The sequence below is a fragment of the Paraburkholderia sp. EG286B genome, assembly GCF_040965655.1.
Classification (GTDB): Bacteria; Pseudomonadota; Gammaproteobacteria; order Burkholderiales; family Burkholderiaceae; genus Paraburkholderia.
Map to the genome: position 1 here is coordinate 359,419 of NZ_JBFRCF010000009.1, position 25,289 is coordinate 384,707.

22 protein-coding genes are annotated in these 25,289 nt (G+C 65.8%); 11 read left to right on the forward strand and 11 right to left on the reverse strand.

Features of this window, described 5'->3' with window-relative positions:
* Genes AB4Y42_RS21810 through mdcH form a run of 6 tightly spaced genes read left to right on the forward strand, consistent with a single transcriptional unit; the run spans nt 1 to nt 4,549 of the window.
* Nucleotides 1-957, forward strand: coding sequence for a triphosphoribosyl-dephospho-CoA synthase (locus AB4Y42_RS21810; RefSeq protein ID WP_368695308.1), 957 nt, complete (start codon nt 1-3; stop codon nt 955-957).
* On the forward strand, nt 945-1,247 hold the full coding sequence (locus tag AB4Y42_RS21815; protein ID WP_254319561.1) for a malonate decarboxylase subunit delta: 303 nt from the start codon (nt 945-947) through the stop codon (nt 1,245-1,247). Before AB4Y42_RS21810 ends, AB4Y42_RS21815 begins: the two co-directional genes overlap by 13 nt.
* Complete coding sequence (locus tag AB4Y42_RS21820; RefSeq protein WP_368695309.1) at nt 1,244-2,125, forward strand: biotin-independent malonate decarboxylase subunit beta; 882 nt, start codon at nt 1,244-1,246, stop codon at nt 2,123-2,125. Before AB4Y42_RS21815 ends, AB4Y42_RS21820 begins: the two co-directional genes overlap by 4 nt.
* A complete protein-coding gene (mdcE, locus tag AB4Y42_RS21825) occupies nt 2,122-2,937 on the forward strand; it encodes a biotin-independent malonate decarboxylase subunit gamma (RefSeq protein WP_368695310.1) in 816 nt (271 codons plus the stop codon). The genes AB4Y42_RS21820 and mdcE overlap by 4 nt, the downstream gene beginning before the upstream one ends.
* The gene (locus AB4Y42_RS21830) at nt 2,937-3,614 is read left to right on the forward strand and encodes a malonate decarboxylase holo-ACP synthase (protein ID WP_368695332.1); all 678 of its coding nucleotides are present in this window, start codon (nt 2,937-2,939) and stop codon (nt 3,612-3,614) included. The genes mdcE and AB4Y42_RS21830 overlap by 1 nt, the downstream gene beginning before the upstream one ends.
* Nucleotides 3,611-4,549 carry a malonate decarboxylase subunit epsilon gene (gene mdcH / locus AB4Y42_RS21835; protein WP_368695311.1) on the forward strand — a complete coding sequence of 313 codons (939 nt, stop codon included), beginning with the start codon at nt 3,611-3,613 and terminating at the stop codon, nt 4,547-4,549. The genes AB4Y42_RS21830 and mdcH overlap by 4 nt, the downstream gene beginning before the upstream one ends.
* A gap of 135 nt (nt 4,550-4,684) precedes the next feature.
* Here mdcH and AB4Y42_RS21840 read toward each other — a convergent pair whose 3' ends face one another.
* On the reverse strand, nt 4,685-5,281 hold the full coding sequence (locus tag AB4Y42_RS21840; protein ID WP_368695312.1) for an alpha-ketoglutarate-dependent dioxygenase AlkB: 597 nt from the start codon (nt 5,279-5,281) through the stop codon (nt 4,685-4,687).
* A 115-nt stretch (nt 5,282-5,396) separates the two neighbouring features.
* A complete protein-coding gene (locus AB4Y42_RS21845) occupies nt 5,397-5,732 on the reverse strand; it encodes a hypothetical protein (protein ID WP_368689597.1) in 336 nt (111 codons plus the stop codon).
* A gap of 447 nt (nt 5,733-6,179) precedes the next feature.
* On the opposite strand from AB4Y42_RS21845, the gene AB4Y42_RS21850 reads away from it, so the two are divergent.
* Both AB4Y42_RS21850 and AB4Y42_RS21855 read left to right on the forward strand, forming a co-directional pair.
* A complete protein-coding gene (locus AB4Y42_RS21850; protein WP_368695313.1) occupies nt 6,180-7,337 on the forward strand; it encodes a metallophosphoesterase in 1,158 nt (385 codons plus the stop codon).
* 102 nt (nt 7,338-7,439) lie between these two features.
* Nucleotides 7,440-8,531: an AI-2E family transporter gene (locus tag AB4Y42_RS21855; RefSeq protein WP_368689595.1), complete on the forward strand. Its 1,092-nt coding sequence runs from the start codon at nt 7,440-7,442 to the stop codon at nt 8,529-8,531.
* 30 nt (nt 8,532-8,561) lie between these two features.
* On the opposite strand, the gene AB4Y42_RS21860 is transcribed toward AB4Y42_RS21855, so the two are convergent.
* The 6 genes from AB4Y42_RS21860 to AB4Y42_RS21885 all read right to left on the reverse strand — a co-directional run bounded on the left by AB4Y42_RS21860 (nt 8,562) and on the right by AB4Y42_RS21885 (nt 18,108).
* Nucleotides 8,562-10,001: a heavy metal sensor histidine kinase gene (locus AB4Y42_RS21860; RefSeq protein ID WP_368689594.1), complete on the reverse strand. Its 1,440-nt coding sequence runs from the start codon at nt 9,999-10,001 to the stop codon at nt 8,562-8,564.
* The gene (locus AB4Y42_RS21865; protein WP_042265081.1) at nt 9,998-10,687 is read right to left on the reverse strand and encodes a heavy metal response regulator transcription factor; all 690 of its coding nucleotides are present in this window, start codon (nt 10,685-10,687) and stop codon (nt 9,998-10,000) included. The genes AB4Y42_RS21860 and AB4Y42_RS21865 overlap by 4 nt, the downstream gene beginning before the upstream one ends.
* A 146-nt stretch (nt 10,688-10,833) precedes the next feature.
* Nucleotides 10,834-12,339 (reverse strand): efflux transporter outer membrane subunit, encoded by a 1,506-nt coding sequence (locus AB4Y42_RS21870; RefSeq protein WP_368695333.1) that lies wholly within the window; start codon nt 12,337-12,339, stop codon nt 10,834-10,836.
* Between the two features lie 2 nt (nt 12,340-12,341).
* Nucleotides 12,342-13,589 carry an efflux RND transporter periplasmic adaptor subunit gene (locus AB4Y42_RS21875; RefSeq protein ID WP_368695314.1) on the reverse strand — a complete coding sequence of 416 codons (1,248 nt, stop codon included), beginning with the start codon at nt 13,587-13,589 and terminating at the stop codon, nt 12,342-12,344.
* Between the two features lie 18 nt (nt 13,590-13,607).
* The gene (locus AB4Y42_RS21880) at nt 13,608-16,817 is read right to left on the reverse strand and encodes an efflux RND transporter permease subunit (RefSeq protein ID WP_368695315.1); all 3,210 of its coding nucleotides are present in this window, start codon (nt 16,815-16,817) and stop codon (nt 13,608-13,610) included.
* A gap of 253 nt (nt 16,818-17,070) precedes the next feature.
* Nucleotides 17,071-18,108: a LysR family transcriptional regulator gene (locus AB4Y42_RS21885; protein ID WP_368689591.1), complete on the reverse strand. Its 1,038-nt coding sequence runs from the start codon at nt 18,106-18,108 to the stop codon at nt 17,071-17,073.
* A gap of 230 nt (nt 18,109-18,338) precedes the next feature.
* Between AB4Y42_RS21885 and AB4Y42_RS21890 the strand changes: the two genes are divergently transcribed.
* Together AB4Y42_RS21890 and AB4Y42_RS21895 are read left to right on the forward strand one after the other, a co-directional pair.
* Nucleotides 18,339-19,046 (forward strand): MgtC/SapB family protein, encoded by a 708-nt coding sequence (locus AB4Y42_RS21890; protein ID WP_342922475.1) that lies wholly within the window; start codon nt 18,339-18,341, stop codon nt 19,044-19,046.
* Nucleotides 19,047-19,232: 186 nt separating this feature from the next.
* Nucleotides 19,233-19,484, forward strand: a complete 252-nt coding sequence (locus AB4Y42_RS21895) for a GlsB/YeaQ/YmgE family stress response membrane protein (RefSeq protein ID WP_042265070.1) — start codon at nt 19,233-19,235, stop codon at nt 19,482-19,484.
* Nucleotides 19,485-19,574: 90 nt separating this feature from the next.
* Here AB4Y42_RS21895 and AB4Y42_RS21900 read toward each other — a convergent pair whose 3' ends face one another.
* The 3 genes from AB4Y42_RS21900 to AB4Y42_RS21910 all read right to left on the reverse strand — a co-directional run bounded on the left by AB4Y42_RS21900 (nt 19,575) and on the right by AB4Y42_RS21910 (nt 23,869).
* Nucleotides 19,575-21,101: an acetyl-CoA hydrolase/transferase family protein gene (locus tag AB4Y42_RS21900; protein ID WP_368689590.1), complete on the reverse strand. Its 1,527-nt coding sequence runs from the start codon at nt 21,099-21,101 to the stop codon at nt 19,575-19,577.
* A 196-nt stretch (nt 21,102-21,297) separates the two neighbouring features.
* Nucleotides 21,298-21,519 carry a hypothetical protein gene (locus tag AB4Y42_RS21905; RefSeq protein ID WP_028205643.1) on the reverse strand — a complete coding sequence of 74 codons (222 nt, stop codon included), beginning with the start codon at nt 21,517-21,519 and terminating at the stop codon, nt 21,298-21,300.
* Between the two features lie 130 nt (nt 21,520-21,649).
* On the reverse strand, nt 21,650-23,869 hold the full coding sequence (locus AB4Y42_RS21910; protein ID WP_368695316.1) for an FUSC family protein: 2,220 nt from the start codon (nt 23,867-23,869) through the stop codon (nt 21,650-21,652).
* 167 nt (nt 23,870-24,036) lie between these two features.
* On the opposite strand from AB4Y42_RS21910, the gene AB4Y42_RS21915 reads away from it, so the two are divergent.
* Nucleotides 24,037-25,050: a LysR family transcriptional regulator gene (locus AB4Y42_RS21915; protein ID WP_368689588.1), complete on the forward strand. Its 1,014-nt coding sequence runs from the start codon at nt 24,037-24,039 to the stop codon at nt 25,048-25,050.
* Nucleotides 25,051-25,289: the final 239 nt, after the last annotated feature.

The window sequence follows — 25,289 nt, forward strand, 5'->3', positions numbered from 1 at the left end:
ATGCGTACGCTTCCTTTAACGGCGCTTGCCGAGGGCTCGGCGGGCCTCGCGCGACGGGTCCCGTACGCCGGCGACGCGCGGCCGGCCTCCGCCGACGCGCAGCTCGCGCGCTTCGCCCGCGACGCGCTGATCGAAGAGGCGCGCCTCACGCCCAAGCCCGCGCTCGTGGACGCGCGCGGCAGTGGCGCGCACAACGATCTCGATCTCGCGACGATGCTGCGCTCGGCGCATGCGCTCGAGCCCACGTTCGAAGCGCTCGCGCGCGCTTCGCGCGGGGCCGCGCCCGGCACGGCGCTGCGCACCGATCTCGCACGCATCGGCCGTGCCGGCGAAGCCGCGATGATGCGCGCGACGCAAGGCAGCAACGCGCATCGCGGCGCGATCTGGATTGTCGGGCTGCTGGTGGCGGGCGCGGCGATCGTACATACGCCGCAAGGCAGCGACAGCGACTGCGCCCACGCGGCGCGCATCTGCGAAACGGCTGCGCAGATCGCGCGCTACGACGACCTGCTCGCGCAGCCCGCGCAAAGCAACGGCGAGCACGTGCGTCAGCGCTACAACGTGGGCGGCGCGCGCAGCGAAGCGCAAGACGGCTTTCCGCACGTCGTGCGCGTGGGTCTGCCCGCCCTGCACGCCGCGCGCGCGCAAGGCCACGACGAAGCCCACGCGCGCGTGGACGCCCTGCTCGCGATCATGGCCTCGCTCGACGACACCTGCGTGCTGCATCGCGCGGGGCTCGCCGGGCGCGAGGCCGCGCAAGCGGGCGCGCAACGCGTACGCGACGCCGGCGGCCTTGCCACGCAAGCCGGCCGCGCTGCGTTCGACGCGCTCGAACGCGCACTGCTCGCACTCAACGCATCGCCGGGTGGCGCGGCCGACCTGCTCGCCGCGACGCTCTTCATCGACAGACTGGTTCAGCACCGCATGGGCGGGAGGACGGTTTCATGGAACAACTGACATTCGACTATCCGGCGCAACGCGCCGTGACGACGCGCGCCCACGTGGGCGTGGTGGGCTCGGGCGATCTCGAAGTGCTGCTGCAGCCCGCGAGCGACATGCAGGCGCGCGTGGTCGTGCATACGAGCGTGGACGGCTATAGCCACATCTGGAAGAGCGTGCTCGACCGCTTCTTCACACGCTACGACGGCGCGGCGCTCATCGAGATCAACGACTTCGGCGCCACGCCCGGCGTGGTGGCGCTACGTCTCGCGGAAGCCGTGGAAGCCGCGCAGGAGGCGAAGTCATGAGCAGAACGAATCAACTGACGCCCGCCACGCTGCTGCGCGAGAGCTTCATCGAATTGAGCGCGCGCGAACGCGCGGCCGCCGTGCTGGACGCGGGCACGTTCCGCGAACTGCTCGGGCCGTTCGACCGTATCGAATCGCCGTGGCTGCCGTTGCAGGGCATCGTCTGCCAGGCCGACGACGGCGCGGTGATCGCGCGCGGCACCATCGACGGCGAGCCCGCCGTCGTGGCCGCGATCGAATCGGCATTCCAGGGCGGCAGCATCGGCGAAGTGTCGGGCAGCAAGATCGCCGCCGCACTCGAACTGGCGCTCGCCGACTGCGAGCGCGGCAAGATCGTGCGGCCCGTCATCCTGTTCGAAACCGGTGGCGTGCGCTTGCAGGAGGCCAATCTCGGCCTCGCCGTGATCGCGGAGATCCAGTCGGCCATCGTCGCGTTGCGCGCACATGTGAACGTGGTCGGCGTGATCGCGGGCATGGTGGGTTGCTTTGGCGGCATGTCGCTCGCGGCGGCCCTCTGCTCGACGCTCGTGATGACGAAGCAGGGCCGCCTCGGCATGAATGGCCCGGAGGTGATCGAGCAGGAGGCCGGCATCGAAGAACTCGATTCGAGCGACCGCCGCCAGGTGTGGCAATTGATCGGCGGCGAGCAGCGCGCGCAGACCGGTTTCGCCGATGCGCTCGTCGACGATGCCGTGGACGACGTGCGCGCCGCCGTGCGCGCGGCGTTTGCACAAGGCGCGCCGCGCACGCCGCGCTCGGCCGATGTGGATGCCACGCTCGCGAAACTCGCGCAGATCGATCCCGCCAGCGTCACCCCTGAAACGATGCGTGCGGTGTTCACCGCCTCGCCCCTGAACCTGCGCGGAGAAAACGCATGAACGACACGACGACGAGCCGCGGCGCACGCTGGCTGCGCGCCCTCGCGGGCGCGGACACGCAGGGCGCGTGCGTGCAATACGCCGATGCGCCGCTCAACAACGAAACCGCGCGCTTCATCACCGTCGCCCCCGATCCCGCGAACCGCTTTCCGCGCGCACGCGACAACGTGGTGGGCCTCGAACAAGGCTGGCGTCTCGCCAAGGCCGTGCGCGAAACGATTGCCGAAGACGCCGCGAGCGGCAAGCGCCGCCCCATCATCGCGATCGTCGACGTGAAGAGCCAGGCCTACGGCTATCGCGAGGAGATGCTCGGCATACACCTCGCCTGCGCCTCGGCTGTGGACGCCTACGCCAGCGCGCGCCTCGCGGGGCATCCCGTCGTGGCGCTGATCGTCGGACCCGCCATGTCGGGCGCGTTTCTCGCTCACGGCTATCAGGCCAATCGCATCGTCGCGCTCGACGCGCCCGGCACGATGGTCCACGCCATGGGCAAGGAAGCGGCGGCGCGCGTCACGCGGCGCAGTGTCGAGGACCTCGACGAGCTGGGCGAAAAGATCGTGCCGATGTCGTATTCGATGGCTTCGTTCGCGAAGCTCGGTCTGCTCGACGAGTTGATCGAAGGCATCGATGCGGACGCGCCGAGCGAAGCGCAGATCGCACGCGTGCGCGATGTGCTCGCACAGAAGGTGCGGGAGGCACGCAGCGACACGAGCGGCCTCGCGCATCGTCTGCAAGGCGAGTCGGCGCAGCGTACGCGTGCAGCGTCGATCGAGGTACGCAAGCGCCTCGCGCAACAGTGGGACGCCAGCTGATGCGCGTGTGCGCCGCCCCGCCGTTCGCTGCTGATGCGCCGCGCGTGGACGACGCACGCTGGCGCGCGCACGACCTGCTGCGCATCGCGCGCCATACGCCGTCAGGCGACGAGCCGGACTGGGTCCGCGAGGCGCTTGCCCGCGCGCCCTGGGTAGTCGTGCGGCGCACGTGCGCGGCGGCGGGTTTCGTGGCGGTAGGCGTGCGCGGCAGCGTACGTTCGGAGCGTTTCGGCACCTGGCTCAATACTGAGGATATCGAATCGTCATTTGCTCCTGAGGATCTGCTCGGCGTCGAGCCGCTTCGCGCACGCCGCGCATTGCCCGCGTTCATCGCGCTCGCTACCCTGCGCACAAGCGCGGCGGCGTTGCGCCATTACGTTTGGGGCCCTACGGGCAGCGCCGGCTTCGAGCTTGCCACGGGCGTTCCCACCCTCACCGCATCGAGCGATCTCGACATCCTCATTCGCCTGCCGCAGCGCGTCTCGCGCACGGCGATCGAGTCGCTAGCGCAGACGCTCGCTCAAGCCGCCAGCCGCGCCGGCACGCGCATCGACGCGCAACTCGAAACGCCCGCGGGCGGCGTCGCTCTCGCCGAACTCGCGGCGCACAAGCCGCGCGTGCTGGCGCGCGCGTCCAGCGGCGCGCAGCTCGTCTCCGACCCGTGGCAAGCAGCATGACGCTCGCCCTGCTCTTTCCGGGCCAGGGCGCGCAAAACGCTGGCTTCCTCCACAAGCTGCCGCAACACGACGCCGTGCGGGCGACGCTCGACGAGGCGTCCGCGGCACTCGGCTTCGACGTCCTCACGCTCGATAGCGACGACGCCTTGCGTTCCACGGTCGCCGTGCAGATCGGCCTCACGGTCGCGGGCGTAGCGGTGACGCGCGCGCTCGCGCACGAAGGACTCGCGCCGCAATTCAGCGCTGGGCTTTCCGTGGGCGCTTATGCGGCCGCGGTGAGCTGCGGGGCGCTGGCGTTTGGCGACGCGCTGCAGATGGTGCGCAAACGCGCCGAGCTGATGGAGAACGCGTGGCCCTCGGGCTATGGCCTCACGGCCGTCGCGGGGCTAAGCGAGACGCAGGTCGAAACGCTCGCCGAAGCGCATGCGCGCGATGGCGGCGAGCGAGTGTACGTGGCAAACGTCAACGCGCCGCGCCAGATCGTCGTGGCCGGCGCCGACGGCGCGCTCGAAGCCTTTGCGGCCCGCGCGCTCGCCGCTGGCGCGCGCAAGGCGCAACGGCTCGCAGTGGCCGTTCCTTCGCATTGCGAACTATTGGCCGACGCCGCCGATACGCTAACCGAGTGGGCGCGCGACATACCGTTTCGTACGCCGCGCAGCGTCTATGTCGACAATCGCGGCGGCAGGCCGCTCAACAGCGCCGACGCCATCCGCGCCGATCTCGCCACCAACATGCGCTACACGGTGCGCTGGTACGACGCGCTCACGGTCATGATCGAGTCGGGCGCGAGCGTGCTGGTCGAAGCGCCGCCCGGCCAGGTGCTCACGGATATTGCGCGCGAGCATTATCCGGAAGTGACCGCGCTCGCGGGCTCGGGTTTGCCGCTGGAGCGTCTCGTCGCGATCGTGCGGCGCCGGCTCGGCGCGGACGGCTGACCGCCGCGCCAACGCCGCATTTGGCGTTTATGCGCATAAATTCTTATTTGATTTTTAGCGCGAAGCCACTCGCGCGAGCGTAGCCCGCGCACCAAACATCGGCGATTTAATGCCCATCCGCAGCGATCTAGTCGCCTATTTCCGCAAATCCGGCATCACCACGCGAAACGTGAGATTCACACGCTCGGCGCTCACGGCGGGTTCCTTCGGCACGCGATGCCGCCATTGCGCCTGAGTCTTTCCCTGCATTATGAGCAGGCTGCCGCTCGTCAGCTGGAACGAGCGCACCACGCCCGTCGCGTTGTGGCGCAGGTCGAAGCGCCGCGTCGCGCCGAGGCTCAGCGAGGCGATCACCGGCTCGGGGCCGAGTTCGGGTTCGTGGTCCGCGTGCCAGCCCATGCTGTCCGTGCCCGTGCGATAACGGTTGAGCAGCACGCTGTTGAAGCGCACGCCGCAAAGCGCCGAGATGGCGTCGCGCAGTTCGGCGACCTGGCAGGTCCACGGCTGCGGGACGTTTCGGATGCCTGAATAGATGTACACCGCGCCTTCGTCGCCCTGCCAGGTCGTGAGGCGCGGCTGGTCCACCCAGCCGCCGGGCGTGCGAATGCGTTCCTGGCGCCAGTCGGCCTCGGCGATGATGCGCGCGAGCGCCTCGGCAGCGGCCTCTGGCGCGAGCCATGACGGATGCCACGCCACGTCGGGGGCAGGCGTATCGTCGAAGAGATCGAACATCGGGAGTGCTTCTATCGAGCGGGAAAACACACAGTTTCGCATGGCGCGGACCCGGCCGCCGCGCGCCCTCGCCTCCCGCAGGATTGCGAACCAACCGAAACTGCAAACAAACGAATCAGGTGAGCAGCGCGATGTAGAACACCACTGCGCCGATGAGCGCGCCGACGAAGCAGAAGCCTTCGGCGGGTTCGTCGGTGGTGCGGGATCGCAGCCAGGCGCCCAGCACGCCGAACATGCCCGCAATACCGAGCGCGACGAACACCATCACGACATCGAACAACGCGCTGCGGCCAATTTCGAGAATGTCGATGTTCTTGACCGCGATATACAGCGCGATGGCCATGATCGAGAGAACGACCATCGGCAGCATGACGTGGCTGCCCTCGTGCCCGACGTGACGACCATGCAAACCCTCATGCAGTCCATGTGCGACCGGCCGGATTCCTTTCATGATCCGTCTCCCCCAGAGCGCCCGAAACGACGCGGGCCTCATTTCGAGCATAGTCCATCGCGGGGGCCGATTCAATGGACGTTTAATAGAGTGTGCCCGACCCCACGCGAACATAGTGCGACGAGTGGGATCGCGCTGGCAATCCAGGGAAATGCCGCACTGCCACACGCGCAAACAGTAAAGCATCGGGGGCCCATGCATACACGCATGCATGTATGTTCGTGCGGGATCGCCAGGCCCTTTCATGACGCATCGCAGCATGCGCATCCGGAAACCGCCGCCATCGAATGGCACGAAGTCTGCTGCGCCGGTAAAATGCAACGCAGCCTACCTGGGCTGACCCGTCCACCGGGTTTTCGAGCGGACCTCGACGATTGGGCTTTGCTGCAGCGCGCCGTGCCCGGCGCGCCAACCCGCGTCGGTCCGCTCCCATCCGTTTGCGCCGCCATGCCCCGACTCTCGTTTCTGGTCCGCTTCATCGCCATCGGCGTGCTGCTGCATGCTTATGTCGGCTTTCGCCTGATTCCCGACCTGCCGGTGCCCGCCGCCGGCAAATGGCTCGCCGTTCTGTGGCTCGTGCTCTCGGTGCTGTTCATTCCGCCCGGCATGCTCGCGCGGCGCTTCAAGCGCCAGCCGCTCGGCGACCGCCTCGCCTGGATCGGCATGCTCGCCATGGGCTTCTTCTCGTCGCTGCTGATGCTGACGATCGCGCGCGACATCGTGCTCGCCTCGGCCATGACCGTGGAGGCCTTATGGCCCAGGGCAATCGATCTCGCCGGCTGGCGCACCGTGAGCGCCGCCGCGGTGATCGTGCTGGCGTTCCTCTCCTCCGGGTTCGGCTTCTTCAACGCGCGGCGGCGTGCGCGCGTGCGCAACGTCGAGGTGCCGATTCGCGGCCTGCCAGCCGCGCTCGACGGCTTCACCATCGTGCAACTGAGCGACATCCACGTCGGGCCGACGATCAAGCACGGCTACGTCGATGCCATCGTGCGTGCCGTGAACCAGCTCGACGCCGACGTGGTCGCCATCACGGGCGACGTGGTGGACGGCAGCGTGGCGCACCTCGCCGCGCACACCGCGCCGCTCGGCAAGCTCAATGCGCATCACGGCGTGTATCTCGTGACAGGCAACCACGAGTACTACTCGGGCGCGGACGCCTGGATTGCCGAGTTCCGCCGCATCGGCCTCACGGTGCTGATGAACCAGCACGTGGTGATCGAGCATGGCGGCGCGCGGCTCGTGCTGGCCGGCGTGACCGACTACACGGGCGGCCAGTTCGATCCCGCGCATCGCAGCGACCCGGCCGAAGCGCTGCGCGGCGCGCCCGCCGACGTCAACACGCGCGTCCTGCTCGCGCACCAGCCGCGCACGGCCCACGCCGCCGTCGATGCGGGTTTCACACTGCAACTCTCCGGCCACACGCACGGCGGTCAGATTTTCCCGTGGAATTTTCTCGTGCGGCTGCAGCAGCCGTTCACGGCGGGCCTCGAAAAGCTCGGCAGCCTGTGGGTCTATACGAGCCGCGGCACGGGCTACTGGGGGCCGCCCAAGCGCCTTGGCGCGCCTTCGGAAATCACGCGCGTGCGGCTCGTGGGCGCACAGTGAACCCCTGGGCGCGCTGCGCCCGACGGCCCGCGCGGCCATGCCGGTATCATCGGACGACGCCGTCGTTCGTCCGCCTGCCGCTTTAACTGGAATCCATCGCACATGGAAGGCAACAAGCAGCTTCACCAGACATCGTTCTATTTGCTGTTGTTCACGGTGTCCGTCGCGCTCTGCTTCATCCTCGCGCCGTTCTTCAGCACGGTGCTGTGGGGCGCCATACTCGCATTGATCTTCCAGCCCGTGCAGCGCCGGCTCGTCGCGCGGCTCGGGCGGCGGCGCAATATCGCCGCGCTCATTACGCTCACCATCTGCCTCGTCATCGTGATCTTTCCGCTCACGCTGGTGACGGCCACGCTGGTGCAGCAGGTCGCCTTGGCATATCAGGGGGTGCGAAGCGGCAGCCTCGACTTCGGCGCCTACTTCACGCAGATCGTCCATGCCATGCCCGAGTCGATTCAGAATCTGCTAGCGCGCTACGACCTCATGGATCTGCCCGGGCTGCAGCAGCGCCTTTCGGCGGGCGCCGCAGAGATCAGCCAGTTCGTCGCCACGCGTGCTTTCTCCTTCGGGCAGAACACGCTGCAATTTCTGGTGAGTTTCGGCGTGATGCTCTATCTGTTCTTTTTCCTCGTGCGCGACGGCCGGGAAATTTCGCGGCTCGTGCGCGACGCCATTCCGCTCGACGAACAGCACAAGCTGCATCTCATGCGCAAGTTTACGACGGTGATCCGCGCAACGGTGAAGGGCAACGTGGCCGTCGCTGTCGTGCAGGGCGGCCTGGGCGGTATCGCGCTCTGGGTGCTCGGGATTCAGGGCGCGCTGCTGTGGGGCTTCGTGATGATGCTGCTCTCGCTGTTGCCCGCCGTGGGCGCGGCGCTCGTGTGGGGACCCATAGCGATCTACTTCCTCTCCACAGGCGCGGTGGCGAAGGGCGTCGGGCTGATCGTCTTCGGCTCCGTCGTGATCGGCACCGTGGACAACGTGCTGCGCCCCCTGCTGGTGGGCAAGGACACGCGCCTGCCCGACTGGGTCGTGCTGATCTCGACGCTCGGCGGCATTTCGCTCATCGGCATCAACGGCTTCGTGATCGGGCCGCTCGTCGCTGCGCTTTTCATCAGTTGCTGGGACTTGCTGCGCAAGGACCAGCACTACATCGAAAACGAAAGCACGCCCGTGGAAGACGAGCCCGTGTAAGCGCCGCTTCCGGGCCGCATCAGTGCGGCGCTAGGGCGAAACATGCAGCGGCACGCCGGCGCGGCCTTGGCGTGCAATACCGGCAACGGGCGCTTCGGGTGCTTCTGCGCCGTCCACGGCCACCGAAAACCCGAACGTGTTGACGCCGTCTGCACTGCGCACGAACACCGTGCCGCCGTGCATTTCCGCCACGGCCTTGACGATCGACAGCCCGAGCCCGTGATTTTCGTGGCTGTTCGAGCGAGCCTCCTGAATGCGGTAGAAGCGGTCGAAAATATGCTCGCGCGTCACCGGATCGAGCGGCTCGCCGGGATTCGAAACGGCGATCTCGACGTGACCGTTCTGCGGCGCGACCGTGGCGCGCAGCGTCGTACCGGGCTGCGAATGCTGGATCGCGTTGACGAACAGATTGCTCATGGCTCGGCCGATCAGCGACGTATTCACCCATGCGCGCGCATCGCCTTGCACTTCCACGCGCAGTTGCGCCTCTTCGAGCGGCATCTCCAGAAAATCGAGCATGCGTTCGATCTCCGAGCGCAACGACACTTCCGTGAGGTCCGTCGCGCGTTCGCCGCGATCGCTGCGCGAGAGGAACAGCATGTCGTTCACGATCACGCGCAATCGTTCGAATTCCTCAAGGTTCGATTGCAGCGTCTGTTGCAGCTGCTCGACCGAACGGTCGCGCGTGAGCGCCACCTGGGTCTGGCCAATCAGGATGCTCACCGGCGTGCGCAGTTCGTGCGCCACGTCGGCGTTGAACGACTCGAGGCGCTCGTAAGCCTTGTCCAGACGCTCCAGCGCGCCATTGAACGACGTGGCGAGTTCGTGCAGCTCCTCGGGCAGTTCGTCCGAGTGCAGACGCTGACGCCGGTTCGACGGGCTCAACTGCGAGGCCTCGCGCGAGAGGCGCGTGAGCGGCGCGAGTCCGAAGCGCGTCACCGCGCGGCTCAGCAGCGCGACCGCGATGGTGGAGAGCGCGATCAGCACGCCGAGCGCAATGCCGAAGCGCCGCAGCATGCCTTCGGTGCGCACGCAGTCGCTGCCGACCACGAGTTTCACCTGAGGCCGGTCGCCGCTCGCGGGCACGATAAAGGTCGTCGTGATGATGTCGTAGCTGCAGCCGGGCGGGCGCACGAGCAGATGATTCGGGCCCACGTCACCGGTGACCTTGCCGACGATGGGCGCGCCGAAACGAAAGCGCGGATCGGGGCCTTCGACGTAGTAATGCATGCGGCTATCAGCAGGCGAGAGGTCGCGCAGCTTTTCCTGCACGAAGGCCCACTTCTGCACATCCGGTGCGTGCGAAACGATCAGGCTCGCAATGCGCGCACGCGTGTCGAGCGTCTCGCGCAATTCGTTGAAGAGTTGACGCTGCATCAGGAAGAAGAGGCCCGCGCCCGTGAGCGTGAACACGATGAGCGACACCGCTGCGAACATCGCCGAAAGCCGCAGCGAGATCGAGCGTTTCATGACGTCTGGCCTCCTTCCTCGCGCACTTCGAGCACGTAGCCCATGCCGCGTATGGTGTGCAGCAGCTTTGCCGCGTGCGGGCCGTCGAGCTTGGCGCGCAGCCGCTTGATCGCCGTTTCCACCACGTTCGCGTTGCTTTCGAAATTCACGTCCCAGACCAGCTCGGTGATGAGCGTCTTGGAGAGAATCTCGCCGCGCCGCCGCGCGAGCACCGAAAGCAGCTGGAATTCCTTCGCCGTGAGATCGAGGCGCACGCCGTCGCGCGTCGCGCGGCGGCTGATGAGATCCACCTGCAGATCGCCCACCGAAATCAGCGTGGATTCCTGCGTGCGTGCGCGCCGCGTGAGCGCGCGCAGCCGCTCGACGAGTTCGAGGAACGAGAACGGCTTCGTGAGATAGTCGTCGGCGCCGTCGCGCAGGCCGTGCACGCGGTCGTCTACGCGGTCGCGCGCCGTCAGCATGATGACCGGCGTGTCCTTCTTCGTGCGCACGGCGCGCAGCACGCCGAAGCCGTCGAGCTTCGGCAGCATGACGTCGAGCACGATCACGTCGAAGTCGTATTCCGTGGCCATCCACGCGCCTTCCTCGCCGTCCATGGCGACGTCCACGACCCAGCCCTGCTCCGTGAGTCCGCTACGCAAGTAGTCCACGACCTTGCGTTCGTCTTCGATTACCAATACTTTCATGCCCGCCCTCCTCTCGCGCGCTGCCCTGGCGGTGCCGGCCGATGCAGCCCGCGACCGCCGTTGCGCGCTTTTATATACCCTGGTGCCGGGCCCGCTCAAGCCCTCTTGTACCGCTTGTATGCTCCGCTTTCAGCCCTTGCATCGACTCAGCTTCTGCCCTCGGCCTTCGGCACTTCGCGGCACGTGCCCGCGCTGCAGGCCATCTCGCGGTCGTCGGCGCTCCAGCCGCCGCCCAGCGCCTTCGCGAGAAAGACCACTGTGGCGACCTGCTGGCCGTGAATCTGCACTTCCTGACGCTCGCTGGCGAGCAACTGCTGCTCCGCGTTGAGCACGTCGATGAACGCGACCAGGCCGCCCTGATAGCGGTCGTTGGCGAGATCGAAGGACTTGCGTGCGTCGTCCACGGCCGCCTGGCCATCGGTGGAGGCGCGTTCCAGCACCGACAGGCCCGTTACCGCATTTTGCACCTCCTGGAACGCGGTGAGCACGGTCTGACGATAAGACGCCTGCGCCGACTCGTAGCCCGCCTGCGCGAAATCCACGCCCGCCGCGCGCTTGCCGCCGTCGAACAGCACCTCGCTGGCCGTCGCGCCCACCGACCACATCAGGCTCGGCACGGAAAAAAGGCCCCCAAAACGCGTCGATTCCCAGCCGAACGTGGGCGAAAGCGTGATGTCCGGAAAGTACGCGGAGCGCGCCACGCCGATCTGCGCATTGGCCGAGGCCATCGCGCGCTCAGCGGAAGCCACGTCGGGCCGCCGCTGCAGCAGCTCGCTCGGCAACCCCGCGGGCAGCGCCGGCACCGGCAGCGGCGTGACCTTCTGCGCCAGCGTGAATTCGGGCGCCGGCTTGCCGACCAGCACGGCAATGGCGTTCTGCTCCTGCTGGCGCTGGTTTTCGAGCAGATGCACCTGGGTTTGCGTCGCCGCCAGCTGGGCTTTCTGCTGTAGCAGTTCGAGACCCGAAACCGCGCCGAGATCGTGCTGCGCGGTCACGAAATCGAGCGCCTTTTGCTGCAGTTGCGCCGAGCAGTTCACCACGTCGATCTCGTTGTCGAGTTCGCGCATGGCGAAATAGTCGGTGGCGAGTTCGGCGGTCAGCACGAGGCGCGCGTTGGCGAGATCGTCGCCGGCCTGCTGCGTCGACGCCTGCGCGGACTCCACCATGCGCCGGATGCGCCCGAACAGGTCCAGCTCGTAACTCACGGTCGCGCCGACGATGACCTGGTTCTGCACGGTCGACGTATTGGGCGTCGCGTAGTTCGTGAGCGGCCGGTTCGCGGAAATGCGCTCGCGCGCGAGGCCCGCGTCGAGCCCGACCTGCGGGCTTTGCTGCGACGACACCGAAGCGAGCGTCGCGCGTGCCTGCGCGTAGTGCGCGGCGGCCACGCGCAGCGTCTGGTTCTCGGCAAGCGCCGCGGTTTCCAGACTGTCGAGCTCGGCGTTGTCGAAGGCCTTCCACCACAGCGGATCGAGCGGCGCGTGCGAAGGCTGCGCCGCGTGCCAGTATGAATCGGCGGAATCGACGCGCCAGGCCGAAGGGCTTTGCGTTTGCGGCGCGTGATAGTCGGGGCCCACGGTGCAAGCCGCGAGTCCGAGCGCGCCGAGCGCCGTGACGTATGCGAGCGGCCGTTGCCGCGTGGTTTGCCGCATCGTCACGTCGCGCTCCGCCTGGCGGCCTCGTGCGCCGCCTCGGTCTTGTTCGGCGCGACCACGACGACGCTGTCGCCATCCGCGATCGAGTCGCTCGGGTTGAGCACGACGCGATCGGTCGGCGCCAACCCGCGGCTGATCTCGAGCGTCTGCCCGAGGTCCTGCGCGATTTCCACCGCCTTGAGCTTGATCTTGCCATCCGCATCGACGACTGCAAGACGCGGGCCTTCCGAGCGGAACAGCAGCGTGTTGCCCGGCACCGTGAGCAGGCCCTTCGCGTCGGTCTGCAAGGCGGCCTGCACGTAGGCCCCGGGCAGCAGCTTGCCGTCGTGATTGGGTAGCGAGATTTCCGCTTCCAGCGTGCGCGTGGCCACGTTGATGGCCTGCGCCGTGCGTGTGACGGTGCCGTCGAACGTCACGCCCGGCAGCTCCTGCTCGGTCACGCTCACGTGCTGGCCGACCGCCACCTGCTGCGCGTAGGTCTGCGGTACGTCGAGGTAGAGGCGCAGCGGGTCCGACTGCGCAATCGAAAAGAGCGCATGACCCGCCCCGCCGTTGCCCGCGTTCACGAGGTCGCCGATATCGACGTTGCGCTGCGTGATGATGCCCGTGATCGGCGCGACGATGCGCTGGAACGACTTCATCTCCGTGAGGCGGCGCACGTTCGCATCGGCGGCGGCAAGATTCGCCTGGTCCGTGTTGAAGGCGCCCTGGCGGTCGTCGAGTTCCTGCTGCGAGACCGCATCGCGCTGGCGCAATTGCTGCGCCCGATCGAACGAGGTCTTCGCGAGCGCGAGCGTCGAGGCGGCCTGATCGCGCTGCGCCTGCGCCTGGGCGAGTTCCTGATCGATCTCGGGCGTATCGATCTCGGCGAGCAACTGCCCTTGTTGCACGTGCGCGCCGATATCGGCGTACCAGCGCCGCACGTAGCCGTTCGCGCGCGAGTAGATCGGCGCTTCGACAAAGCCGCGCAGCGTGCCAGGCAGCACGATGCGGCCGTCCGCGCCCGCGGCCACCGGTTGCACGACGCTCACGTACTGCTTCGCGTTCTGCTTCGTTACGTCGGCCAGATGGTGGGCGTTCATGAGATTCGACACGATCGTGCGCGTGGCGCCCGCGGCCAGCAGCAGCGCGACCACGATCAGCGCAAAACGTGCGCGCCTGCCCGCCTGGCCGCGCGCCGGCAGGTCCATGCCCTGCTCGCTACCCACGGTGATGTCGAGCGATGAATGGTGGTGAGGTTCGTTCATGTCTTCGGCCATAGTGACTTAACGGGTATCGCCTCGCGTACCGCGGCGCTGCGCCTCGCGCTCGCGCTTCGCGGCGGCGCGGTAGGCGAGCCGGGTATGCACGGTCGCAAACATCAGGGGTACGAACAATAGCGTGGAGACCGTCGCGAACAGCAGGCCGCCGATCACCGCGCGCCCGAGCGGCGCATTCTGCTCCGCGCCTTCGCCGAGGCCGAGCGCCATCGGCACCATGCCGATCATCATGGCGAACGCTGTCATCAGCACGGGGCGTATGCGGGTGGCGCCCGCTTCGAGTGCGGCGGCGAGCGGCGACGCGCCGGCGGCGAGACGCTGCCGCGCGAACGAGACCACGAGAATACTGTTCGCGGTCGCGACGCCCACGGTCATGATCGCGCCGGTGAGCGCGGGCACGCTCAGGTGCGTGCCGGTGATGAAGAGCATCCACGCAATGCCCGCGAGCGCGGCGGGCAGCGCACTGATGATGATGAGCGGATCGGCCCACGACTGGAAGTTCACGACGATCAGCAGATACACGAGCACCACCGCCATCGCGATGCCGACGCCCAGACCCACGTACGACGAACGCATCGTGCCGATCTGCCCGCGCATGGTGATGGTCGTGCCGCGCGGCGCGTGCGCCTGCACATGCCGGATGATGTCGTTGATGTTCACGCCCACGGAGCCCAGGTCGCTGCCCTCCACGCTCACGAGCAGATCGATCACGGGACGGATGTTGTAGTGCGTGACGATGGCCGGCCCGCCGTGCGGCTCGAGCTGCACGAGGTTGCTCACGAGTTGCAGCGGCGCATTGGGATTCGTCGCGCGCGCGGAAACGGGCGTGCCCATCACCTCGTTCATCGAGGTCTCGCGATACTGCGGCGTTTGCACCGTGAGCGGATATTCCACGCCGTTTTGCGGGCTCACCCAGAACGCGGGCGAAGTCTGCGTGCTGCCCGAGAGCGCGATCAGCACGTCCTGCGCAACGTTTTGCGGACTCAGGTTCAACTGCTGCATACGCGTGCGGTCCATGGCAAGCGTGAGCGCGGGCTCGTCGTTACGCTGCTCGATGTGCGCATCGACAGCGCCCGGCAGTTGCCGCACCTGCTTGAGCAGCGTGCTCGCAAGCGCCATGTCCTGGTTCAGGTTCGCGCCCACGACCTGCACGTCGATCGCCGCGGGCTGACCAAAGTTCAGAATCTGCGTGATGATGTCCGCGGGCTGGAAGAAGAACTCCACGCCCGGGAAGCGTTGCGGCAGCAAGGTCCGCAGCTTGTCGATATAAATGCGCGAGGGATCGTGATCGGGCTTCAGCGCGATCTGGATTTCGCCGTCGAGCGTGCCCATCGTCCCCGCGTTGCTGTACGAGAGGTTGATGCCGCTATAGGGCAGCCCGAGGTTGTCGACGATCGTTTCGAGTTGATCGGGCGGCACGACTTCGCGCACCACCTGCTCTACCTGGTCGGCCAGGCGCGCGGTTTCCTCGATGCGAAAACCCGTTGGCGCACGCATGTGCAAACGAATATTGCCCGCATCGACCGAAGGAAAGAAGTCGCGGCCGAGGAAAAACACGAGGACGAGCGACAGCAGGCAAAACGCGAGGAAGGTGCCGCCAAAGAACTTGCGGCGCGCGAGCAACAGACTCAACAGCGCGATGTAATTGGCGCGCACGCGCTCGAACGCATGATTGAAACGCCAGTGAATGCGCGCAAAGAGCGAGCCCTGAGCGCGCTGCGCATGCGCGGTGGGATCGTGGCCCTCGAAGAGCAGCATGGCGAGCGTCGGCACCAGTGTGCGCGAGAGGATGTACGACGCAATCATCGCGAACACCACGGCTTCCGCGAGCGGCACGAACAGGAAACGCGCCACGCCGGTGAGGAAGAACATCGGCACGAACACGATACAGATACACAGCGTCGAGACGAGTGCGGGCACCGCGATTTCGCCCGCGCCTTCGAGAATGCCGTCGTGCAGTTTCGCGCCCAGATGCAGGTGCCGTTCGATGTTTTCGATCGTGACCGTGGCGTCGTCGACCAGGATGCCGACCGCGAGCGCAAGGCCGCCGAGCGTCATGATGTTGATGGTCTCGCCCAGCGCATAGAGCGCGATGATCGACGAGAGAATCGACAGCGGGATCGATACCGCGATGATGAGCGTGCTGCGCCAGTTGCCGAGAAAGAGCAGGATCATCGCCGCCGTGAGCGCGGCCGCGATCAGCGCTTCGCGCACCACGCCCTGCACGGCGGCGGAAACGAAGACGGACTGATCGAAGAGCGGCTTGACGACGAGGTCGGCGGGCAGCGTGTCGCGCGCCTTCGGCAGCAGGTCCTTCAGTGCGCCCACCACCTGCAGCGTCGAGGCATCGCCGCTCTTTAGGATCGACATCAGCACGCCGCGCTGGCCGTCCTGGCGCACGACGTTGGTCTGCGGCGTGAAGCCGTCGCGCACGTGCGCCACGTCGCCGAGATACGTGGTCGCGCCGTTCACCGTCTGCACGGGAATGCGGTTCAGCCCGGCCAGCGTAGCGGGCGATGCATTGGTGTCCACACGATATTCGGTCTGCCCGAGCTTGGCCGTGCCCGTCGGCAAGATCAGGTTCTGCGCGTTGACGGCATTGACGATATCGGCAGGCGTGAGGCCCTTTGAAATGAGCGCGCGCGTGTCGATGTCCACGGAAATCACGCGCGTCTTGCCGCCATACGGGTAAGGCACCTGCGCGCCGGGAATCGTAATGAGTTGCGGGCGCAGGAAGTTCATCGCGACGTCGGCGAGCGCCTGCTCGCTCATCGACTTGCTGGAGAGGCCGAGCTGGATCACCGGAATGCTCGAGGCCGAATAGCTGATGACGAGCGGGGGCGTCGCACCGGGCGGCATCTGCTTCACCTGCGCCTGTTCCGATGCAACGGCCTGCGCGATCGCGGTTTGCAGGCTCGCGCCCGGCTGCAGGAACAGCTTGATGATGGCGATGCCGGGCAGCGACTGCGACTCGATGTGCTCGATATTGCTCACCGTGGTCGTGAGGCTGCGCTCGTTGACCGAGGTGATGCGATCGGCCATGTCCTTCGCGGAGAAGCCGTTATACGACCAGATGATGCTGATGACCGGGATGTTGATGTTGGGCAGCACGTCGGTGGCCATCGACATGAGCACGAACGGCGTGGCCAGCACGATCAGGATGGCCATCACGATGAACGTGTACGGTCGCTTCAGCGCGAGATTGACAATCCACATGTCAGTGTTTCGGACAACTCAGGCGAGGGGTTGAGACGGGGACACATTCATCCCGCGGGTGCCGCATCATAGGCAATGGCGGTGGCAGGTCGCTGTCGCCAATATGGCGAAATTGACAGGCAATGCGCGAGACGCGCGAAAGCGCACGGGAACGCAGCTAGACCGGCGCTGTAGCGTCGCGAAGCGCCGGAAATCCGCAGCCGCGAAACGCGCCGTAACAGACTCGCGCTTCGCGAAGACTTCTTTAACTGCTTCAGTTCACAAGGCGCAGGCGCTCCAGGTCGTGCGTGTTGTGACCGCGGCCGCTGCGCGCACGCGTGCCTCGCGGGCCCGCGTGTGCATCCACTTCGCGAAGCGGCTCGTCGCAGGTGGCGAGCGCAGCCTCCTGCTCGGCAAGGACGAGCGGCACCTTCTCGCGCAGAAACTCGACGAAGGTGCGGATCTTCGCATCCAGATAGCGACGCGAAGCGTACAGCGCGTAGATGTTGAGCTTTTGCAGGGTGTGCGTGGGCAGCACGCGCACCAGCGTGCCGTCGGCGAGACCGGGCAGCGCAACCGGCACCGGCAGCGGGCCAATGCCCATGCCTTCGCGTATGGCGAGCGCAAGCGCTTCGGGATTGTTCACCTGGAACGGCGTCACGCCCGTATGCCGGAAGGTCTCGCCAAGCGGTCCCTCGGAAACCCATTGGCCGGCGGGCAGGCTCGCATCGGTCAGGTGCAGACAGGTATGCGCTTCGAGGTCATCGAACGATTGCGGCTCGCCGCGCGTGCGCAAGTACGCAGGCGAAGCGCAGAGAATGGCAGCGGTGCTGCCCAGATGCTGGGAGATCAGCGCGGAGTCCTCGAGTTCGGCGGCCACCACGACCGCCACGTCGAAGCCCTCCTCGATGATGTCCGGCATCTGCTGCGCGATGGTGAGATCGACCGAGACCTCCGGCAAATGCTGCTGATAACGCGCGATGAGCGGCATGACATAGTGCTGCCCGAAACTCGTGCCGCCGTACACTCGCAGTTTGCCTGCCGGGTTCGCATGCGCAGCGGCGGCTTCGGCCTCGGCCTGCTCGATGTCGGCAAGAATGCGCTTGCAGCTCTGAAAGTAGCGCTCGCCGGCTTCGGTCAGCGACATGCGCCGCGTAGTCCGGTTAAGCAGCCGCGTGCGCAGCCGCGACTCCAGATCGGTGACCGCGCGCGAGACCTGCGCCGTCGTCATCGTTTCGCTCGCCGCAGCGCGCGTGAAGCTGCCCGACTCCACCACTCGCACGAAGACCCGCATATTGCGCAGCGTATCCATCAGAAACTCCCGTTCATTCGGCCTGCCTTCCCATCTCCATACGAATGAGAGTAGTTTCGCCCACGAGCCGTGGCCTGATCCTGACTCGAACATGGCAGCGCGGACAGCTTGGCGCAAAGCCCCGTCCCGCGTATGATCCACGGGCCCCCGGGGCGTACCGCCATGCACCCGCCACGCCTTGCGCGAGAGCCGCATGACGTGCGGCCGCCCTGTGTTTTCATGACAAAACGATGACTCTCGAATTCGCCCTGCGCCTTCTCGCGGCGTTCGCCTGCGGCGTCGCCATCGGCCTCGAACGCCAGATTCGCCAACGCACGGCCGGTCTGCGCACGATCACGCTCGTCGCAAGCGGCGCATGTTTGTTCGTCACGCTCGGCGTGCTGACCGGCAATGGCTCGACCGGCGTGACGCAAATCGCGGCCTATGTCGTCTCTGGCGTGGGCTTTCTGGGCGGCGGCGTCATCATGCGCGAGAAGGGCTCGATTCAGGGCATCAATACCGCGGCAACGCTATGGTGCTCGGCGGCCGTGGGCGTGCTGTGCGGAGCGGGCCACTATGCCCCGGCGGTGGCCGGCACCGTCGTCGTGCTGCTCACGAATACCGTGCTGCGCGAGGTGAGCCGCATCATCAACGCATCGCCCGTTTCGAATGCGGATCTCGTGCGCGCTTATGTGCTTACGGTGGTTTGCCGCGAAGAGGATGAAATCCATATCCGCACGTTGCTTTCGAACTCTCTGTACTCCACCCCGCTTTCGTTCCAAAGCCTCACGAGCGAGGACCTGGCTGGCGATCCGCCGCGCCTGCGCGTGACGGCGACGATGCGCCTCCATCCGAAGTACCAGTCGAAGCTGGAGCTCCTGGCGAACCGCCTGAGCATGGAGAAAGGCGTTTCGAGCATAAGCTGGACCGCCGCGGAACCCGAAATCGCACCCGAATGAGGGGTGCGCACGGCATCGGCCGGCATTCCTTACGAATACATTTCTGATTCGTTGCGCTTTTTAAAACTATCGGCGGCAGTTTTCAACAACTGTTAATTCTGGCCGCGTTTCATGGACGCGTATTCGCCCTTGGACTAAGCTCCACTCACCGTGATTCTTTCACGCCAACAAGGGGAGTCCATTCATATGCAACACGGCATCATTGCCTGGCTCATCATCGGCGCAATCGCAGGCTGGCTCGCTGGCGTTCTTGTCAAAGGCGGCGGCTTCGGATTGTTCGTCGATATCATCGTCGGCATTGTCGGCGCGTTCATCGGCGGTTGGCTTGCCGGCGTGCTCGGCATTCATATCGGCGCCGGCATCATCAGTTCGATCATTACCGCCATTGTCGGCGCGGTCATTCTGCTCTTCATCATCCGTCTCGTGCGACGAGCGTAGCGAATTCACGCTATCAATGAAAAACGGGAGCACCGTTGCCGGTGCTCCCGTTTTGTTTTGTGTGCTTCTGGTACGCGAGCGCCTTCGGCCTTATGCGTTCGCAGCGAGTCCGCCCGTCGCTTCGGGCAGCATCGAACCCGTTTGATTGAAACGCAGATGCATTTCATATGCGCGCGCGAGATCGTGCGGCGTCTGGCCGCCGATCCTGAGTGCGTCGCGGTAGTAGTCGCGCAGCAGGTCGCGATACAGCGGATGCGCGCAACGCTCGATCACGAGGTTCGCACGTTCGCGCGGCGCGAGTCCACGCAGATCGGCCAGGCCCTGCTCGGTGACGATCACGTCCACGTCGTGCTCGTTGTGATCGACGTGCGGCACCATCGGCACGATGCTGGAAATGCGGCCGTCCTTCGCAATCGCCTTGGTCGCGAAGATCGCGCACGACGCATTGCGCGCGAAATCGCCCGAGCCGCCAATGCCGTTCATCATGTGCGTGCCGCCCACGTGCGTGGAATTCACATTGCCGTAGATGTCGCATTCGAGCGCGGTGTTCAGCGCGATCAAACCGAGGCGGCGAATCACTTCCGGATGGTTGCTCACTTCCTGCGGACGCAGCACGAGCTTGTCGCGATAGCGGTCGAGTTCGGCGAGCACCTGCGCCTGGCGTTGCGCGGAAAGCGTCATCGAGGCGCCCGAGGCGAATACCATCTTGCCGGAATCGATCAGATCGAACGTCGAGTCCTGCAATACTTCGGAGTACATCGTAAGCGCGTCGAACGGTGAATCCACGAAACCCGAAAGCACCGCGTTCGCGATCGTGCCGATGCCGGCCTGCAGCGGCGGCAGTTGTGCGCTCATGCGGCCGTGCTTCACTTCATGCTGCAGGAATTCGATGAGGTGGCCGGCAATGCGCGCGGTTTCTTCATCGGCGGGGAGCACGGTCGAGGGGCTGTCCGACTCGTTCGTGATGACGATGGCGGCGATCTTCTCGGGCGGAATCTCGATGGCGGTCGTACCCACGCGGTCCTGCGGACGGACGATCGGCAGCGGATCGCGATGCGGGCGGCGGCCGGGAATCCACACGTCGTGCAGGCCTTCGAGCGCGAGCGGCTGCGCGAGATTGATCTCGACGATCACTTTCTCCGCGAGAATCGCGAAGCTCGCCGAATTGCCGACCGACGTGGTCGGCACGATCGCACCGGTTTCCGTGATCGCGGCGGCTTCGATGATCGCGAGATCGAGTTTCCCGAGCAGGTTCGCGCGCAGCATCTCGACGGTTTCCGAAAGATGCTGGTCGACGAACATCACTTCGCCGCGGTTGATCGCCTTGCGCAGCGTGGCGTCCACCTGGAACGGCAGACGGCGCTCGAGCACACCCGCTTCGGTCAGCATGCGATCGACGTCGTGGCCGAGCGAGGCGCCCGTCATCAGCGTAATGCGCAGCGGTTCTTTCTCTTCGCGCGCACGGCGCGCCAGTTCGAGCGGCACGGCCTTCGTGTCGCCCGCGCGCGTAAAGCCGCTCGCGCCGACGCGCATGCCGTTGCGCACGAGTTGGGCCGCCTCGGCGGCCGAAGTGATTTTCCCGCGCAAGGCGGCACAACGAATACGGTCTTCGTACATCAAAGTCTCCACAAACTCTCTGATCGCCTGGTGCCTATTTTCAGGTCTTGCATCGGCGGTCGTGCACTGCGGGTTTCACAAAACACTGTTGCAGTGTTTCGTGCAGCCACAATGCGCAAAGCCGCGGCGCCCTTTTGAAGGCGTCGCGGCACAAGATTTCAGCGTGCGCCTGCACATGGCTGGCGTGCTCTCGATCTCAGCTACCGAAATAAATATTGCAGAAGCTGACCGGGCCGACGCATTCATCCTTCTTTGCCGGCTTTACGATTTCGCGGTGGGCGGGCGCTTGCGCTACCTGCGGGGCAGCGGACTGCGCAACCTGCTGGGGGACGCTCGCTGCCGGTGCTTCGTTCTGTGCATAAGCAGCGGCGGCGGCAAACAGCGAACAGGCAACAACAGCGATCTTCAGGGACTTCATTTTACTCTCCAGTGCTAACGGGTACTGCGAAGCAGTGATGTGACTGTATGACTCAGGGTCGAATAGATTAAGGAGGCGGGGTGGAAGGCATATTTCCAGACTGCAGCAAGATCGCGCGGGGCCCGCATTTTCATTGTGTTTTCAACGATCTGCGCGGCGCCAGCGTACGGCGTGGGCGGCGCGCCAGCGGCCCGAGCGGCGCGTCGCGGTCGAGCAGCGCGCTGCGGATGAAGTGCAGATGACTCAGCAGCCGTTGCGTCTCGTGCCGCCGTTCCCGCTCGTGATGCACAGTGGCGAGCGCCTCCTGGGCGATCCAGGTCGCCGCGCGCACAGCGCTGAGCGCGTGGTCGAGCGCGACCCCGTCCGGGTTCTCGAAAAGGTGCGCGATGTCCTCCTGAACGCGCGCGAGAGCCGCAGGCCAGCGCGCGTCATGACGGTCGAGCCAGGCTGCCGCGTGCGCCTCGTTGCGCAGATCGACCACGGCGTGCCCGACTTCGAGCGTCACGAGCATCCAGCGCAGCGCACGCCGGTGCGCCTGGCGGCGCCCGTTCAGCAAGAGCCTCAACTGATGCATCAGATCGTGCGTACCGGACTGGAAGCGCTGCCCGAGGCCATCCAGTTCCCCATGGCAAGCCAGCACGACCTGTCCGCGCAACGACACGCACATGCGCTCGACGAGCCAGTTCATGTGCGGCGGAAACACCACCGCGAAAGCGAGCGAAGCGACCAGCATCGCGGCAACGACAGCGATGCCGTTGTTGACCAGCAGATCCGGCGTGTAGACGATCACGTTGTCCGGGCCAGCCAGCAGGCAGAAGAACACCGAGAAACCGACGCCATAGCCCGCTATTCGCGAGCGCGTGGCGAGAAAAGCGCCGATGGCGAGCACCGGAACGAGTGTCGCGCAGAGCAGCGGAAAGCCATCGACATTGGGATAGACGTAGCAGGTGAAGAGATAGCCCGTCACGGCGGCAAAGCCCGCGCCGACCGCCATCTGCACGGCCATGCGCGATGCGTTCGGCGACGACGACGTGAGCGCGCACGTGAGCGCGGCCGCGATCATCGCGAGGCCGCCGCTCGGCCAGTCGGTCTCGACCCAGAACCAGCCCAGCGCCGCCACCACCACGGCGGTGCGCACAAAGGTGAACGCCACCACGTACCAGCTCGTGCGGGGCACGTAGCGCGCGGCGCGCGGCTCCTGTGCAGGACGCGCCTCCATGAGCGAGGCCCACGAGCGGCTGTAGCGCACGATCTCGGTCGTGAAGCGATAGATGAGTTCGGCCGAGGTGTCGAAGTCGGGCAGCGCATCGGGCAGCGCGTGTTCGAGCGGCCGCCGCGTCTCGCGCACATGACGCGGCAGCGTGCGCTGGAAGGCTTCGAGTCCGTCGGCGAGCCGCCGCGCATAAGCGCGATCGCTTTCGTTGCGGCTCGGCCGCTGTGCGAGCAGCGCGGCTAGCTCGCTGAAATACGGCGCGAGCGGTGCGATCGCCGCGTCGCTCCAATGCAGTCTTTTGAGCAACTGACGCAGCGCGTGCAGCCGCGCGCAGGCATCCATGAATTCGGAATTCAGGCGCGAAAGCAGGCCGCTGCGCGAGCGCATCGTCGGATCTTCGAAAGATGAGAAAGCGCGCGTGGCCTCGAAGCCGACGACATCGTCGACGAGACTCGCAAATCGCCCTTCGAATGCGCCCCTTTCGAGCCGTCCAGCCAACACCGCCGCAGCGAACGCAGTAAAATTGAGATAGCGTGAGCGCAGGGTGCGATCGAGCAGCGAGCCCGACTGCCGGGGCACGATCACCGCGCTGACCATGCCCGAGCAAAGAATGCCAACGGCCACTTCGGCGCCGCGACCAAGTGCGGCGAGAAAGAGACCGTTGGGCTGCAGCACGAGCGGAATGCCGATCAGCGCTGCCGTGTAGCCGGCAAGCACGAAACCGTACCAGCGAAAATGGCGATTCCTCATGGCGGCGGCCGTACATACGGCTACCCACCCCGTCATCCCGAGTATGTAGAGTTCGGGCTGCTGGACGAACACGGCGCCCAGCACGACCGCCGCGACCATTCCCACCGCAGTGCCGACGATGCGATAAAAGCTCTTGGCGAACACCATGCCCGAGAGCGGCTGCATCAGCACGAACACCGTCGTCATCGCGATGCGCGGCTGCGGCAGGTCCAGCAGCATGGAAACGCCCATGGCAAGCAAGCCGGCCGCGACCGTTTTCAGCAGATGAATCCAGATCGCGCCGTCGCTGGCCTGCCAGTCGCGCAACGCCCGTCTGGCGGCGCGCCATATGATCTCCGCGCGCCGACGCGAGTCGAACGCTCGATGTATCGCAGGCTGGCGGCTCATGACAAACGCTCGGGCTGTTTCGAAGACAGGGGCCGATTGTAGGAGCGTCATTGCGCCGTATTAATGGGACGCGTGGGGAACCTCCGTTCCAGATCACTCAACAATGGCGTGCCCCGACAGGCGGACAATATCGTTTCTGTACCGAACAAGAAGGTTAAGAAGGTCTGATGGATACGTTACAAAACATGCGGGTGTTCGTGCGCGTCGTGGAAGCGGGCAGCTTCACGGCCGCGGCTCAGTCGCTGGACTCGACGACCGGCGCGATGTCGCGCGCAGTGTCGGAACTCGAAGCGCATTTGCGCACCCGTCTGCTCAACCGCTCGACACGCCGGCTTGCGCTCACGCCCGCCGGCGAGCGGTATCTCAAGCGCTGCTCGCAGATTCTCGCGGATGTCGATAGCGCGGAAGAAGAAGCGAGCTGCGCGCACGAACGCCCGGTCGGAGCGCTGCGCATGCACAGCTTCGCGAGTATTGGTCAGCAGTACGTGCTGCCGGCGATCTCGCGCTATCGCGCACTGCATCCCGAAGTCACTGTCGAGCTGACGCTCTCGCAACGCATGCCGGATCTCTTCGAGGGCAGCAGCGACGTCTCGGTGGTCACGGCGTCATCGCTGCCGAATTCCGATCTCGTTTCGCATCAGCTGGGTTCGACGTACAGCATTCTGTGCGCGTCGCCCGGGTATGTGCATACGCACGGTGCGCCGCGCACACCCGCCGATCTGTCGCATCACGACTGTCTGATTCTCAAATCGCCGGCGTTCCCGGCCCATGAGTGGACGCTCGAGGGGCCCGAAGGCAGTGTCGAGATGCAAGTGGACGGGCCGGTGCAGGTGAATATTGCGGAATCGCTCGCTGTGGCGATACGCGAGGGCATGGGGATCGGGATGCTGCCGGTCTACGCGGCAATAGAAGGATTGCATAACGGTACGCTCGTGCGCGTGCTGCCGCAGCACAAGCTGCAAAAGACGAACGTGTACGCACTCTATCCGTCGCGCAAATTCGTCGACGCAAAAACCAAGACGTGGGTGGAATTCCTGCGCGCGCATCTGCCGCAAGTCATCGAGCGCGACCTGGCGCTGCTTGAAGAGCTGACTCAAGAGCAGCTTGCGGACGTCGCAGAAGAGGTTGCTTTGGCGAAGGACGCCGCGGTCGCAGCAGCTGTGCAGAAAGCGGCGCAATAAGCCTGCGCTTGCGTTGCGCGAGCGGGTTAATGCAAAAAGCCGTCCACTGGACGGCTTTTTTGTTTGCTGCTTCTAAAGTGTAAACGCCAGAACCCCGGTGCTCTTTCGGAGACACCGGGGTTCTGGACGTTACAGCATAAGGAGCCTGACGATTACCTACTTTCACACGGGCAATCCGCACTATCATCGGCGTGGAGCTGTTTCACGGTCCTGTTCGGGATGGGAAGGGGTGGGACCAG

Coding starts and splice junctions, on each gene's coding strand:
- AB4Y42_RS21915 (WP_368689588.1), top strand. CDS start 24,037: ATGGATACGTTACAAAACATGCGGGTGTTCGTGCGCGTCGTGGAAGCG.
- AB4Y42_RS21905 (WP_028205643.1), bottom strand. CDS start 21,519: ATGAAGTCCCTGAAGATCGCTGTTGTTGCCTGTTCGCTGTTTGCCGCC.
- AB4Y42_RS21890 (WP_342922475.1), top strand. CDS start 18,339: ATGACTCTCGAATTCGCCCTGCGCCTTCTCGCGGCGTTCGCCTGCGGC.
- AB4Y42_RS21850 (WP_368695313.1), top strand. CDS start 6,180: ATGCCCCGACTCTCGTTTCTGGTCCGCTTCATCGCCATCGGCGTGCTG.
- AB4Y42_RS21810 (WP_368695308.1), top strand. CDS start 1: ATGCGTACGCTTCCTTTAACGGCGCTTGCCGAGGGCTCGGCGGGCCTC.
- AB4Y42_RS21875 (WP_368695314.1), bottom strand. CDS start 13,589: ATGAACGAACCTCACCACCATTCATCGCTCGACATCACCGTGGGTAGC.
- AB4Y42_RS21820 (WP_368695309.1), top strand. CDS start 1,244: ATGAGCAGAACGAATCAACTGACGCCCGCCACGCTGCTGCGCGAGAGC.
- AB4Y42_RS21840 (WP_368695312.1), bottom strand. CDS start 5,281: ATGTTCGATCTCTTCGACGATACGCCTGCCCCCGACGTGGCGTGGCAT.
- AB4Y42_RS21830 (WP_368695332.1), top strand. CDS start 2,937: ATGCGCGTGTGCGCCGCCCCGCCGTTCGCTGCTGATGCGCCGCGCGTG.
- AB4Y42_RS21910 (WP_368695316.1), bottom strand. CDS start 23,869: ATGAGCCGCCAGCCTGCGATACATCGAGCGTTCGACTCGCGTCGGCGC.
- AB4Y42_RS21865 (WP_042265081.1), bottom strand. CDS start 10,687: ATGAAAGTATTGGTAATCGAAGACGAACGCAAGGTCGTGGACTACTTG.
- AB4Y42_RS21815 (WP_254319561.1), top strand. CDS start 945: ATGGAACAACTGACATTCGACTATCCGGCGCAACGCGCCGTGACGACG.
- AB4Y42_RS21870 (WP_368695333.1), bottom strand. CDS start 12,339: ATGCGGCAAACCACGCGGCAACGGCCGCTCGCATACGTCACGGCGCTC.
- AB4Y42_RS21885 (WP_368689591.1), bottom strand. CDS start 18,108: ATGGATACGCTGCGCAATATGCGGGTCTTCGTGCGAGTGGTGGAGTCG.
- mdcE (WP_368695310.1), top strand. CDS start 2,122: ATGAACGACACGACGACGAGCCGCGGCGCACGCTGGCTGCGCGCCCTC.
- AB4Y42_RS21860 (WP_368689594.1), bottom strand. CDS start 10,001: ATGAAACGCTCGATCTCGCTGCGGCTTTCGGCGATGTTCGCAGCGGTG.
- AB4Y42_RS21845 (WP_368689597.1), bottom strand. CDS start 5,732: ATGAAAGGAATCCGGCCGGTCGCACATGGACTGCATGAGGGTTTGCAT.
- mdcH (WP_368695311.1), top strand. CDS start 3,611: ATGACGCTCGCCCTGCTCTTTCCGGGCCAGGGCGCGCAAAACGCTGGC.
- AB4Y42_RS21900 (WP_368689590.1), bottom strand. CDS start 21,101: ATGTACGAAGACCGTATTCGTTGTGCCGCCTTGCGCGGGAAAATCACT.
- AB4Y42_RS21895 (WP_042265070.1), top strand. CDS start 19,233: ATGCAACACGGCATCATTGCCTGGCTCATCATCGGCGCAATCGCAGGC.
- AB4Y42_RS21855 (WP_368689595.1), top strand. CDS start 7,440: ATGGAAGGCAACAAGCAGCTTCACCAGACATCGTTCTATTTGCTGTTG.
- AB4Y42_RS21880 (WP_368695315.1), bottom strand. CDS start 16,817: ATGTGGATTGTCAATCTCGCGCTGAAGCGACCGTACACGTTCATCGTG.